We start from the raw sequence: 14,511 nt of genomic DNA on the forward strand, positions 1-14,511 counted from the left end.
TCATGGAGACGATAATGTTATCCCAACTGGTGATAAGCCGGGTGGATAGCCTTAAGGGTGACAGGAGAGACAAAGCAATGCGTCAAATCCCAAAAATGGACGGTTATCGAAGCGCTGCACTGCTTTTCCCCGGTAGTATTCAGGAGGCGATCAGCCTTACCCGCGATGCTGATACGTTATTGCAACATGTTGCAGCAGCCATGAACAAGCCGGGGCGCGGTGCTTTGCCGCGCAGGTAAGGCATGATATGTATCAGCAGTGAAGGAGCCGAAAGGCTCTTTTTCTTATTGACTGACCAGTTTGAGGATTCTGAAATGCAAGTATTCTACACCATTGAAAAAGCTATTGCAGATTTGAAATCAGGCGACTATGATGAGGTCATTTATAAAGTACGTTCAAATCGTGGATATGTGGCGCAACTGGATTAAAACCGGGAGATGGTCACAAGATTATCGATACTTGCGGGAATTAGTCTGCTACAGAATGGTTGTAATACAATTGTAATATTCGAAACATCATTCCTTAATATTCGTTGCTTATAATAACAGCATGACCCCCTTTTGATATAACTTTTGAACCTGCGGACCGTTTCCGCAGGTTTTTTTCTGTTGTTAAGACTTATTGACTTATTTGCAGGATACAGCAAGTTGTTATGAGGCTTACAATATCGGAACCTGCGATGCGAGGGATAATTATTTTTCATTTTTCCTAAATAATTCAAGAAAAAATGAAAGATTATTTAATTTGACATTAACTTTCTTTTTGTATAAAGTGTAAAAAGATACTAAGTCCCGAAATAATAAAAAACATAACCAGAAAATATACCCACTTCCAATCACGGGGCCGAAATATTACAACTGAAAAAGTTAGGAAGTGTCAAAATGGGAAATGAAATAAAATGGTTTGCAGAAATAACTCCCGAACTTCAGAAATGGGCCGGAGGCAAAGGGGGGATGCTTGCTAGGATGCTTCAGGCTGGCTATCCGATTCCTGACGGTTTTATTGTTTTTCCACAGGCATTCAAAGGGGAGAGGCTTGAGAAAAAGACATGGAAAGAAATTATAAGGTATTTGGAAAAGCTACGCAAGGATCACCCTAATGCTTCCTTTGCAGTAAGGTCTTCAGCCTTGAGCGAGGATTCTGCTGTAGCTTCTTTTGCAGGAGAGTTTGAAAGTGTCCTGGAAGTAGAAACGAATGACGACGTTCTGAAAGCCCTGGATGTGGTTCACTATTCTCAATACAGTGAGAGAGTGCAGGCATATAGTGCGGTTAAGGGTATTGAAGAAGCTCACCAAATGGCGGTTGTAGTCCAAATAATGGTTCCTTCTGAAATTTCGGGCGTTCTTTTCACAGTTGAGCCTATTACGGGCAATCGTTCTGCAATGTCTGGAAATCTTGTATTTGGATTAGGAGAGCAACTGGTATCCGGTGAAGGGAATGCTCATGCTTTCTCCTTATTCAAACCTTCTGGTCGATATGAAGGACCGAAAGAGCTACTTCCATATGTCCGAAAGTTATATCGATATGCTTCTCGCCTGGAAAAAGAAATGGGAGAGCCACAGGATATTGAGTGGGGCATTGCCAATGGAAAACTCTTTTTTTTACAAGCACGACCTGTTACCACCTTAAGCCCCGGAAATATGGATACATTTGAATGGAATGATTCTTTAACAGGCGATTTTCTCTGGACGAATACAAATGTGGGTGAATCCATTTCAGACGTTGTTACTCCCTTAAGCTGGTCCATTATTCGTGCCTTGGATGAAGAACATAATGTGATCCCCGGCCATTATTTAATGTCTGGTAATATTTGTGGAAGAGTATACTCCAATGTGAGCGTATCATTATCCGCTTTTTTGGCATTTGGATGGAATAAAAAGTCATTATTAAAAAAAATGAGCAATGTTTTCGGGGAAATTCCTGATGAAATCCAAATTCCTGTATACCCGTTTTCTAAAAAAGAACTTATCAAAATAATGCTCCCCAAAATGCTGTATGCTTTTAAACAGAGCCGAAAAGCTATGAAGTTAATACCGCAGCACATAAAAAAAACAGCAGCCTGGTGCATTCAAACTGAAGAGTTAATTCGTAATACTCAGTCCAAAGATGAGTTGATAGCATTATGGAATGAGCAGCTTTGGTTTAAGAATATTGAAGCGATGTGGATTGCATTGGAAGGCCCCAGTAGTAAAATGCAAAATTTTGTTCGATGGAAAGAAAAGTTGGAGAAATGGATTGGGCGTGATGATACCAGTGTGCTTCTATCTAACCTGAGAGGATCTAAAGGTTTGGCGAGCTTGGGACCCGTTGTTGGTATATCTTCAGTAGTGAAAGGTGAAATGAGCCAGGAGGACTATCTGTTGGAATATGGGCATCGAGGGCCGCATGAGTTTGAGCTATCGATGCCTGATCCAAGAGAGAACCCTGATTGGCTGGAAAAGCAGATCAAAGAAGCGAAGAAATCCGGCATGAGTGTAGACGACTTATTGTATAAGCAACGTGAACAAAATGAAATCGTATGGACAAGATTAGAACAGCGTTTTCCATACAAGATAAAGAAGTTGAAGCGTATAATAGCAAAAATTTCTGAAGGACCGCACTTAAGGGAAGCTGTACGTTCAGAATGGACACGTGTGTTCAGATTAAATCGCTCTTTCGCGCTGAAAGCAGGAGAGTTTATGGGTATAGGAGAAGATGTGTTTTTTCTGTATATAGATGAAATATTGAATTGGCTTGCAGGAGGAAGTCAAGATATGGAGTGTATTTCGATCAGAAGAATGAACTATTTAAAATATAAGCAATTGCCTCCGTTACCCTCGATTATACGTGGGCGCTTTGAACCTTTAAAATGGCTGGAGGATCCGAATCGCAGAGTAGATTATTATGATCCATATATACCATTAGATATTTCGACCAATTCCGAAATCATTGAAGGAGTTGCAGGAGCGGCAGGCAGAATCGAGGGAACTGTGCGTGTTCTCAGGCATCCAGAGGATGGGCACCAGCTTCTTCCTGGTGAAATCTTGGTGACCTCGACGACGAATGTAGGCTGGACTCCGCTTTTTCCAAAAGCAGCTGCGATTGTAACAGATATCGGAGCACCGCTATCCCATGCTGCTATTGTAGCCAGAGAACTAGGCATTCCAGCTGTTGTAGGATGTGGAAATGCTACCACAAGGATGAAAACTGGTGACAAGGTTATTGTTGACGGTGGGCAGGGAATTGTACAAATGAGGTAAGGGAATAAATTTTTAAATATCTCAATAGATTTTTCAACCTATCAGCTTCTGTACGCTGTATATTCGCTTATAGGAGCTGATATTGGAATGGTCTCAAGTTTTGATGTAATGCTTTACAGTCAGGTATATACGATTCTGGGTATCGTGAAGTACAAAGGATCATGATAAACTGAATGTAAACGCAAAATCGGGCAATAGTGTGTATGTGTCAGGAATATATGCTGAGGTAAATTGCTCGATGAGGAGCGAAACTTGAATGAGCATACTATTGAGGAGTGAAACAGATGTCACTAGAACACCAGCAAAATCTCGGGCTGAGGGAGCGGAAAAAAGCAAAAACCATTGCATCCATTCAAATGCATGCACTACGCCTCTTCAGCGAACTGGGATATAACGAAACTACTGTGGAACAGATTGCGGAAGCAGCGGAAATTTCACCAAGTACTTTTTTTCGCTATTTTTCGAGCAAGGAGGATGTGATTATTACGGATAACTACGATCCCCTTCTTATATCAGCATTTGAGGATCAGCCATCTCATTTAACTCCACTTCAAGCAGTACGTAATGCTATGTTATCAACAACGTCTGACATGTCAGGCGACGAGATGTCCACGACCCGTGAGCGTAACCAACTCGTGATGTCAGTACCGGAGCTCCGGGCTGCAACCTTGAATAACTTGACTGATACGATGCATATGATAGCCGAAATGGTTGCCAAACGGGTAGGACGAGATCCGGGAGATTTGCAGATTCGGACTTTCGCAGGTGCTGTCATAGGTGTTAACATATCTGTTATGTTGCATTATGCGGAAAATCCCAATGAAAATTTTTCTGAATTATTATCTGAAGCATTAAACCTCTTGGAGACAGGTCTTCCGCTATAAATAATTAGGCCTAAGTTTAAGAAGAGGCTTTGGGTTGCCTGCTTAAATCCCATATCATTATGTTACAGAAACAAGCTGTAAGCTGTCTTCGGTATTCGGCCGGAGGCAGCTTGTTTGGTTTAACAATACATAAAATATACTGATTATATCATTCTATGATCTTTTTCATGGTAGTATGGCCATTTCCTGTTCGTGTCAATTTCTATGTTTAGTAAAATTAAATGCATAAATTCAACAAATGATATTAGTGTAAACCTGTTATATATTCATGATACCGCACGATATCAGGAAATGATTTAATTGGATAAAAAATAAATATATGTCGAAACTTGTATTAAATTATTTATTGATTAATAGTTTTCCTTTTGATAATATCTATTGCATAATCGAACAAGAAAAGTAAATAAATAGAATATTTAAAAATAAAATATTTCAATGTCTCTACTGAGAAGGGATTGACAGCGATTATGAGCTGGTATGTGCTGCATGTCGAAACCGGACAAGAAAATGTGGTTCGAGCGATGATACGTAAATTCTACAATCCGTCGTCAATGTATGCGATAGTTCCCAAACGTAGGCTGTTAGAAAAAAGACAGGGTCATATTTATGAAGTTTGTCGAACGATGTTTCCAGGTTATGTATTTGTGAATACAGAGATGAATGCTAAAACATATAATGATCTTAGGCGGATTCCTAAATGCTATAGGCTTCTAAATAGCTTTAACCATCGTTATCATCAAACTGAGTCTAAAGAAATAAAAGTGGACGTAGGAGATAGAATTGAATCCTATTCATTCTCAGAGATTGACGACGAAGAAATGAGACCGATCCTCCAACTTATCGATAATGATGAAGTTATAGGATATTCGTCTTTGTATCTAAGGAATGCAAGGGCAGTTGTATGTGATGGCCCGCTGACAGGTGAGGAAGGAAGAATAAAAAAGATTGATGCGCGGAAAAAAAGAGCGAGAATTATCTTGAGGCTGAATGGTGTAGAAAAATGCATTGATGTGGGAATTAAGATTGTTTCAGTATCGGAAAATGCCCAAGATGAACAGCACTCCAAAAAATCAGAGTGAAACCAACTGATGCTTCGGTACATTGGTGTAGCGCTGAGGTCATATATAGCAGTTGTGTGGTAGTCTATGTGAAAAATAGATGAGTGGGCGAAGCTATGTTCTTTTCCGAAATGCATTTAGTTGATGTACAAGTCTTCTCAAAATCTGTTCAAATATAATAGAGGCATATTCAAAGGATGCGAAGCATCCTTTTTATTATATTTATAGGTTAATCAGAGAACGTATATTTTGAGTAAAAGGAGATGTTGAAGTGCATGCAAACTTTCGAAAATCTTCAACAAAATGATATCGCTATTATAGGCATATCTGGGATACTTGCTTCCAATTCTACAATTGATCAGCTCTGGGATCATCAAAAAGAGGGGAAAGCGTTTATCAAAAATTTATCAGAAAAACGGCAGCAGGATACGAATTCCTATTTGAATTGGATCATGGGGAAAGAGCCAAACAAAGCGATTTCATTTGCACGCCAAGCCTTTTTGGATAGTGTTGATTATTTTGATTACCCTTTTTTCTCCATCTCTTTTGAAGAGGCATGTATGATAGACCCTTCTCTTCGTTTGTTGCTGCAAGTAGTATGGCATACGCTGGAAGATGCGGGGTACGCTGGCGATACATTGTATGGAACCAGAACAGGTGTATTTTACGGAGAAAGTGATCTGCCGGAATATTCATATGCTCAGATGGTCGCCGATGTGAATCCAGTGCTAGGTGGTTCATGTGTTACAGAGAATTTATCTTCGTTAATTCCAAGTCGGATCGCTTATATCATGGATTGGCACGGCCCCACTGTAGTAACCAACGCTTCCGATGCTTCATCATTAGTTGCAGTACATCAGGCTTGCCAATCAATACGGGCGGGAGAATGTGAACAAGCACTAATAGGGACGTCCCGTATTAATTTGTTTCCAATACAATCAGGTGACACTCAAGTAGATTATGGAGAAGGAGTTATGGCAATCCTGATCAAGTCCTTAAACAAGGCGATGCTGGACGGAGATCACATTCATGCTGTTATAAAGGGCTCGTCGACGAATCATCATGGACGGGTACGTGATAGCGGTACATATAAGGATTTGCTTGTACAAGCATGGAAAAATGCAAGTATCGATCCTTCAACCATTTCATTTATAGAAACACATAGCATTGAAGATAACCTGGAATACGTCAGGGAAAGAGAGGGAATACAGTCTGCATTTTCACATTTGATGGGAACACAGAAACAGCTCCTCTTGGGGTCTATAAAATCTTCTATAGGACAGTTGCATCATGCTTCTGGTCTGGCAGGGCTATTGCAAGCTGTTATGGCCTTGAAATATAAGGAGCTTCCATCAGCAACATACAAGCAATGGAGAGATGTTAGTATCACTCCTGGTGATCCTGCTGTATGTTATAGCGATGTTATCCATCTTTCGACACAAAAAGAAGTTTTGCGGTGCGGAGTCAGTTCCTTTGCTAGAGGAGGGGCCAACTGTCATGTCATTTTAGAAAGTTTTTTAAAGGTCCCTTCAGAGGAAAAAAGCGAAGAATGGGAGATGCTGGCTCTATCGGCTCAGAGCAAATCAAGTTTGCTGGAGTTAATGAACCGTTACAAAGAGTGGATGATTCAATCTGAAGGATACCGGTTAGGTGATTTATGTTATACCTCAAATGCTGGTCGCAAACACTTTCGATATCGATTGGCTATTATAGCTTCGAATAAAGGGGAGCTGTTGGATAAACTGACAGCATCATGTACAACAAATTTGGAACTGTCGGAGGTATCAGCGGTATATTATAGCGAGTTGGACAATCACCAACCAGTCATTGAGAAAGTAACGGAAACATGCCTGAAGAAATATGAAGAGCGTGAAAAAGCGATGAACGAGCTTGGTCAGTTGTATGCACAAGGGGCAGAGCTGGATTGGGATGAAATATACAAAAATTGTGATTATCAAAAGATCAGCCTGCCTGTATATCCATTTGCAAAGCTGCGTTGTTGGATAGATTCGTCGGCGCCAGTCTCAAATAATATTGGCACTGAAAGGGAGAACAGAGAGGAAATCATATTAGAGTTATTTAAAAAATACCTTGGCTTCTCTCATATAAAATTGGCAGATAATTTTTATGAATTAGGTGGAGATTCTATTACAGCTATCAAGATTGTGAATGAATTGAATGCTGTATTGCATACCGATCTAAAAGATGTGGATGTGCTTAAAAACCCGTCTGTTGCACAGCTGACTGAATTGTTGCGGAATACTGAAGGGATGATACATGGTTCAATCAGCACCATAAAAAAGCACCCCCCCCAACCTTTTTATCCGTTATCGTCTGATCAAAGCAGGATATTTGTAATGATGCAGTATAATCCTGATTTTACGATGTATAACAAGCCTTTGGCACTTGTTGTGGATGGGAACATGGATTTTAACAGGCTGCAAATGGCAATCGATCGAATTGTGAGAAGACATGAGGCGTTACGGACATCATTTGATGTTATGGATGGAGAGCCGATCCAAATTGTTCATGATGATGCGAGAATAGAATTGGAAATGTATCCTTCAATATTAGAGGAAGATGAATTGGAAGTGATGATGAAAAAATTCACGTACCCGTTTAATTGGAGAATAGCGCCTTTGGTAAGAGGAACTCTAGTTCAATTAACAAATGACAAACAAGCTCTGGTTTTTGATTTCCATCATCTAATCTCGGACGGCACTTCGCTATTGATTTTTTTCAAAGAGCTAGTCCACTTCTATAAATCAAATCAGGAGCTGGAGCCACCTACAGTTCAATTTAGAGATTATGTGGTATGGCAAAATGAACGAAAATATTCTCCAGAGCAGGAACGGATGCGGCAATTTTGGATATCCAAATGCGCTGCACCGATCCCTCAATTGAATTTGCCTGCAGATTTTGAAAGACCAGCCCATAAAACCTATCAAGGCTCACAAATCTGTTTGCGAATGAATTCAGAGTTAGCAGAGAGCGTATATCGTTTTGCTAAGGAAACAGACTCAACGATATATGTTGTGCTGCTCGCCGCCTATCATTTACTGCTAGAGAAAAAGACTGGACAAAACGACATTATCATTGGCTCTGTATCACAGGGAAGGCCTCACAGAGATGTAGACCCTGTAATTGGTATGTTTGTTCATACCATAATCATGCGTAACTGTTCCAGCAAAGAGATCACGTTTCATGAATTTATCAATCAGGTTAGGACCAATACGCTGCAAAGTTTTGAGCATCAAGACTACCCGTTTGAAGATTTGGTGGCTATGTTACAGCTGAATAGAGATAGAAGCCGTAATCCTTTATTTGATGCGGCATTTATTTTGCATAACATGTATACATCTCTGAGAAGTCCAGATTTTTATGAAATGTATAATTATCCGTTTCATAATGGAGTTTCACTGGTCGATCTTGCTTTGGAAGTGCATGAGACTGAAGGGGGACTTTCTTGTAACTGGGAGTATTGCACTTCGTTGTTCCAGCAAGAAACCGTGCAAGCATTAGGAGAGGAATTCATGGATATCTTGGCACAGCTAATCCACCAACCGGATATTCCACTTGGTAAGCATTCTTGCCTTCACAAAAATGTGAACATTGTAGAAGATGTTGAGTTCTTGTTTTAGATGGCTAATCTGGAATCGGCAAGTAGGAGGGCAAACAATGGAGATTATTTCTAAAGAAGAAATAAAACAACCTTCAAATCAAGTTGGCTTGGACTTTTGGAGTCGTACTTTGGATAAAAGAATGGACATTACTGGGTTTCCTCATGATCATACTGGACAAGAGTCGAGATCGAAAAAAGCTTTAAATACTCGTCTATTTTCTGACGAAGTTCAGACTAGATTATATGAGATGACCCGTCAATCCCATTTGGGTGTATTTATGATTTTGGTATCCGGCATAAAGTATTTGTTATCCCGGTATACCGGACTGCGAGACATAGTTGTGGGGGCACCCGCTCTAAAAATGGAGAATGGTGAGACAAATGATAGCTCGTGGGTTTTGCTTCGTAGCAAGCTTATCCCGGATATGACGATCCGCGATTGGATCAATACGATGAAGGAAACAATGACACAAGCATTTCAGCATCAGTATGTATCGTTTCACGATATAGCACAGCGAGCAGGAATTATATATTCTGATGACACCAAGCCGCAGATAAAAACACTTGTGCTATTCGGTACCATTCAGTCAAGGGAAAGTATAGATGAAATTCATTCGGAGATCATTTTTGACTTTGATATGATAGAGGGAGTATTATCCTTGACAATTAAGTACTCTCCCCAATTGTTTTCTGCCGCTACGATAGAGCATCTGACAGATGCATTGTTTCTGTACTATGCCTGCATATTGAAAGATACGAAAACAATCCTGGAAAAGCTTGAACTGCTTTCTGAGAATGAGCGTCATCAGATACTCTATCAATTTAACAAGCCGCTGGAATTACAATCCAGTGCTGCTTGCACATTTCAACAATTATTCAATGAGCAGGTTCAAATACAGCCTGAGAAAACAGCTTTAATTTTTGAACACCAAGAATGGACCTATCAAGAGCTCAATGATCGGGCTGATCGTTTGGCTCTTGATCTCGTAAAAAAATATCAACTGCTCCCAGAAGAAGCAGTTGCCGTATACATGCATAGATCACCTTATGTATATATAGCCATGTTAGCGATTTGGAAGGCAAGTGGTGTATTTATTCCTATTGACCCGGCTGTTCCATTGGAACGTGTGACAGACATTCTTCGGGAAGGGAATGTACGTATTGCACTAACAACAGCTGCTAACAAGCAAGCTTTACAGGGAATTAAGCTGAAATGTGGATTTCTGGAAAGTGTTTTCTGCATAGATACAGATGATCTTGGTGTCATGGCAGCAGAGCCTTTATCAATGATTAGCTCCGGTGGATCACTAGCCTATATCATTTTTACATCTGGATCAACCGGGAAACCCAAGGGGGTTGAAATTGAGCATCATTCTGTCGTCCGTTTCCTACATGCTATCGATGAAGTAATTGCTCCTGTTTCACCTCAAGTTATTCTTAATGCTGCGAGCATAGCCTTTGATTTATTTATATCCGAAGCCCTGTATGGTCTTTTTAAGGGAATTCAAGTCGTTATTGCCAATGAACGAGAACACATAGATTCTGCTGAGTTGGGGCGTTTGGTAGAAGAACATCATATCGATGTCATGATGATTACACCTTCGCGATTGCAACTGATGATGCTTCACAAGGAGTCTGCGAAAGCACTGCGGCGTATCAAAATGTTTCTTATTGGTGGCCAAGAATTGAAGATAGGTTTTTTGCGTGAGATTCAGCAAATGACCAAAGCTTATATTGTGAATGTCTATGGACCAACGGAAGCGACGTGTTTGGCTACATCAGCTGTATTGAATGGGGCTTCTCAAGTCACGATTGGTCGCCCATTGGATCATTATAGATGCTACATTGTAGATGAACAGAATCGTTTGCAGCTAATCGGTGCAGTTGGCGAATTGGTAATAGCCGGAACCGGGGTGGCACGGGGATATGTGAACAACCCGAGATTGACCGAGGAGAAATTCATTGAAGACCTGCTGTATGAGGGACAAAGAATGTACAAGACAGGCGATTTGGCACGTTGGTTGCCCACAGGGGAGATTCAGTATCTGGGACGGATTGATAGTCAGGTCAAAATAAGAGGATACCGCATTGAAACCAGTGATGTTGAAACCGCTTTAATCTCTCACCCAGATATTCGTGAGGCAGTTGTGCTTGTTAATCCAGGACCTAATGGTGTTGGGGAACTGGTCGCTTATTTGATTGGCGATCAAAAATTGAGCTTCAACGTTCTATACGACTTTTTGAAGCTGAAGCTACCTGAATATATGGTTCCGGTGCGCTATGCTCAGGTATCTGCTCTGCCCTTGACGGTAAATGGAAAAATTGATAAATCTGCTTTGGCAAGCATGGATCAACTGAATCTATCTGGAGCTACACTTTACCGGGCGCCCATGAATGATGTCCAGAGAGTTTTGGTTGAAGTATGGCAGCAATTGCTTGGAGTTGAACGGATAGGAATCGATGATAATTTTTTTCAAGTTGGAGGAACTTCCTTGACCGGGGTCAAAATGGTTGCACTGCTGAGTGACAGATACACTATCTCCATTAACGACTTATTTGATTATCCGACCATCGCTCAACTGTCTCTTCACGTGGTTGAACATGCAGGGTATTTTCATCATTTGCTTGAGGTGATGAAGCCTTCAGCCATTCATTCGGATGTGGATATGGTTGCGTCACTCGCATCAAGAGAAGAGGCGCTACAGACATACCTAGCAAAAGTGGAGGCTTGGCGAGATCGAGATCTCACGCTGCAAAAGTCCTACAAGCATATTCTATTAACAGGTGGTACAGGTTTTTTGGGTACACATCTTCTACAGGAGCTTCTTAACAGATCGAATGCCCGAATTACACTTCTGATAAGAGGAGAGTCTCGAACAATATCAGAGGAATACCTCAAAGAGAGACTACAGTTCTATTCGTTAGAAGGACATGATGAAATGAGAAGGGCAAGAGTATCTGTAGTTTGTGGAGATGTAACACTATTAAACCTGGGATTGGAATCCACAGAATATGAGAATTTGGCTGAGGACGTGGATTGTATCATTCATACGGCATCACTGACAAGACATTACGGCACAGCAGCGGAATTTGAAAAAGTGAACATCGATGGTACTCGACACATACTTCATTTTGCTGCATTCAAGAATATCAAGGACATTCACTTTACGTCCAATATGAGCATCGGTACGGGAAGTAATATTCAGTTGTTTGACGAGTATATTGAAGAGGCTGGGCCTATTCGAGCGGATATTAATAACCACTTTCTGAGAAGTAAAATGGAAGCTGAAGCACTGTTGCGGACCGCTAGAGACAGAGGACTGAGTTGTACAATCTATCGTTTAAATTCTCTTAATAATAATACTCAAACAGGAAAGTTTATGGTTAACAAGGAGAGCAACGCATTTTATTCTTTTGTAAATGCAATGAATGGCATCGGTCTGTTTCCAGATTTGCATGAACCAATATTGGATATGACAGGTGTGGATCAAGCTGCCAATGCTATTGTTACTCTATTCGACCGGCCTGCTCTGTATAATCAAAACCATCATGTATTTAATCCTCATCGAATCAGCTGGGGACAGTTGGGGAGAGAACTACAAGCTATCAATAGAAAAATAGAACTGGTCGACTACGAATTATTTATACGTATCATAACTCAAAAGTTTAATGACCTTTCTACTCGCAAAGAAGTCATAAATGTCATTCTTAATCTTTTTTTACTCCGCAATACTGAATGGTTGAATTATTTACGTGTATGCGACCGAACAGAACTCATACTTAACCGTCTTGGATTTGAGTGGGGGACTATCGGGCAGCAACAGATCGAATGCTATCTTAGCTGATAATTATTGATTCTAATATACATATGACATGGGGGAGGGAGGTGCAGCGGTTGAAGCTGATAGATCATTGAAGGAGGAAACAGAAGATGAGAACAATTGGGTTAGTTGGTGGATTAAGCTATGAATCGACGTTATTTTACTATAAGTATATTAATGAGCGTGTCAATCAGCAGCTTGGAAAAACTCATTCGGCCAAGTTGATTTTAAACAGCTTAAATAATGAGGAGGTCTTGTCTCTTGTAAATGCTAATCGAATGCAGGATGTTACGGAAATATTAGTCAATGCTGCAATCGTAGTTGAGAGAGCCGGGGCTGATTGTCTGCTGATATGTTGCAATTCGGTTCATCAAGTAGCGGAAGAAGTACAACGTCATATCCGTATACCTCTTCTTCATATAACAGATGCAGTTACAAATAAAGTTTCCGAAACAGGCATTAAGCGAGTTGGACTTATTGGAACCAACTTTACAATGAAAGAAACATTTTATAAACGCAAGCTGGAAGCTCGGGGGATTGATGTTATCCTTCCGGATCAGCCTGATCGCAATGATATACATCAAGTAATTTTCAGCGAATTGGTGTTGGGCCTATTTACCACAGAAGCTAAGAGAAAGTTCCAACGCATTATCCTTAAATTAATCTCTGAAGGTGCTCAGGGAGTCATACTGGGCTGCACAGAGATTCCGTTGCTTATTAATCAAAAGGATGTCAGCGTTCCTGTTTTTGATACTACTACATTGCATGCAGACAGTGGAATTGATTTTATGCTTGGAAGTGCAAACACTAGAGAGGAGTTATCGCTATGGAAACAACAAATGTGAACAAAATTGGGATTAAGCCGCAATCTATAACGCCACAGGCTAGTGTTATGGGGTATATTGGTAGTTATTTTTTCTCGTTTGTGATCAAGACTGCAACAGAGCTGGGTGTGTTTAAAGGTTTGCAGCAAGGAAAAAAAACGAATGACGCGTTAGCGACTCATTTGGAGTTAGACTCAGTTTCTTTACGAAGATTGTTAAGAGCATTAGTCGCCATGGATCTCCTTAAGGTTGATGCATCCGGAAATTACGAGGTAACGGCGTATGGAGCTACATTGCAACCAGGGGAAACTCCTCAATCGATAGAATCCATTGCAAATTATTTGCTCGGGGATTTTATTATTGAGCCTATGATGAATTTGGGATACAGCATCCGGACCGGACGACCTGCGTTTGACAATTCCGCATGGTTTGAAGCTGGGAAAATAAATATTGAGCAACAACAAGTGGTCAACCGTGCGATGGAAGTATATTCAAAAGTAAGCTTACCGACAATACTGAATTCATATTCATTTGACGAGTTTGATGTCATTGTGGATGTTGCGGGTGGTCTAGGACAAATATTGGCCGGCATTCTGGAGGCAAATGTAAATAGTCGCGGGATTTTATATGATCTGCCAACAACGATCGAGCGGGCAAAGGAATATATAGAATCTGTAGATATGACAGAACGTTGTGAGTTAATTGGTGGAGATATGTTTGAAACGATTCCGGCTGGCGGAAACCTCTATATTATCAGCAAAGCGTTAAACGATTGGAATGATGAGCATGTTCTGTCCGCACTCAGTAATATACGTTCAGCGATGTTAAATGACTCTAAATTAATTATTATAGAGATGCTTGTTGATGATGCGCATCCAACAAAAGAAGAGGTAATTCGGGATTTACTGTTTCTGGCCGTCACCCCGGGTGGAGGTGTTAGAACTCAGTCGGAATTCGAGGTGTTGATACATCGATCTGGTTTACAAATTACACGTGTTATTCCCACATCAGATCAGTTTTGCATTATTGAATGTGAGCGAAAACAATAACTATAGCCTTTATG

At 40.6% G+C, this 14,511-nt stretch carries 8 protein-coding genes; all 8 read left to right on the plus strand.

Annotated elements, in window-relative coordinates:
- Positions 1-77 precede the first annotated feature (77 nt).
- The 8 genes from B4V02_RS26080 (at position 78) to B4V02_RS06295 (ending at position 14,497) form a co-directional block, all read left to right on the plus strand.
- On the plus strand, positions 78-239 hold the full coding sequence (locus B4V02_RS26080; RefSeq protein WP_167383744.1) for a hypothetical protein: 162 nt from the start codon (positions 78-80) through the stop codon (positions 237-239).
- Between the two features lie 642 nt (positions 240-881).
- Entirely contained in the window at positions 882-3,239 is a 2,358-nt protein-coding gene (locus B4V02_RS06265; protein WP_094154129.1) for a PEP/pyruvate-binding domain-containing protein, read from the plus strand.
- 284 nt (positions 3,240-3,523) lie between these two features.
- Positions 3,524-4,123 carry an acyl-CoA-like ligand-binding transcription factor gene (locus B4V02_RS06270; RefSeq protein ID WP_094154130.1) on the plus strand — a complete coding sequence of 200 codons (600 nt, stop codon included), beginning with the start codon at positions 3,524-3,526 and terminating at the stop codon, positions 4,121-4,123.
- A gap of 467 nt (positions 4,124-4,590) precedes the next feature.
- Positions 4,591-5,202 carry an antiterminator LoaP gene (gene loaP / locus B4V02_RS06275; RefSeq protein ID WP_094154131.1) on the plus strand — a complete coding sequence of 204 codons (612 nt, stop codon included), beginning with the start codon at positions 4,591-4,593 and terminating at the stop codon, positions 5,200-5,202.
- A 254-nt stretch (positions 5,203-5,456) separates the two neighbouring features.
- Positions 5,457-8,822 (plus strand): condensation domain-containing protein, encoded by a 3,366-nt coding sequence (locus tag B4V02_RS06280; RefSeq protein ID WP_167383745.1) that lies wholly within the window; start codon positions 5,457-5,459, stop codon positions 8,820-8,822.
- 37 nt (positions 8,823-8,859) lie between these two features.
- A complete protein-coding gene (locus tag B4V02_RS06285; protein ID WP_167383746.1) occupies positions 8,860-12,648 on the plus strand; it encodes a non-ribosomal peptide synthetase family protein in 3,789 nt (1,262 codons plus the stop codon).
- 86 nt (positions 12,649-12,734) lie between these two features.
- Positions 12,735-13,469, plus strand: coding sequence for an aspartate/glutamate racemase family protein (locus tag B4V02_RS06290; protein WP_094154134.1), 735 nt, complete (start codon positions 12,735-12,737; stop codon positions 13,467-13,469).
- A complete protein-coding gene (locus B4V02_RS06295; protein WP_094154135.1) occupies positions 13,451-14,497 on the plus strand; it encodes a methyltransferase in 1,047 nt (348 codons plus the stop codon). The genes B4V02_RS06290 and B4V02_RS06295 overlap by 19 nt, the downstream gene beginning before the upstream one ends.
- Positions 14,498-14,511 lie beyond the last annotated feature (14 nt).

Source organism: Paenibacillus kribbensis, assembly GCF_002240415.1.
GTDB classification, from domain to species: Bacteria; Bacillota; Bacilli; order Paenibacillales; family Paenibacillaceae; genus Paenibacillus; species Paenibacillus kribbensis.

Coding starts and splice junctions, on each gene's coding strand:
- B4V02_RS26080 (WP_167383744.1), top strand. CDS start 78: ATGCGTCAAATCCCAAAAATGGACGGTTATCGAAGCGCTGCACTGCTT.
- loaP (WP_094154131.1), top strand. CDS start 4,591: ATGAGCTGGTATGTGCTGCATGTCGAAACCGGACAAGAAAATGTGGTT.
- B4V02_RS06295 (WP_094154135.1), top strand. CDS start 13,451: ATGGAAACAACAAATGTGAACAAAATTGGGATTAAGCCGCAATCTATA.
- B4V02_RS06285 (WP_167383746.1), top strand. CDS start 8,860: ATGGAGATTATTTCTAAAGAAGAAATAAAACAACCTTCAAATCAAGTT.
- B4V02_RS06280 (WP_167383745.1), top strand. CDS start 5,457: ATGCAAACTTTCGAAAATCTTCAACAAAATGATATCGCTATTATAGGC.
- B4V02_RS06270 (WP_094154130.1), top strand. CDS start 3,524: ATGTCACTAGAACACCAGCAAAATCTCGGGCTGAGGGAGCGGAAAAAA.
- B4V02_RS06265 (WP_094154129.1), top strand. CDS start 882: ATGGGAAATGAAATAAAATGGTTTGCAGAAATAACTCCCGAACTTCAG.
- B4V02_RS06290 (WP_094154134.1), top strand. CDS start 12,735: ATGAGAACAATTGGGTTAGTTGGTGGATTAAGCTATGAATCGACGTTA.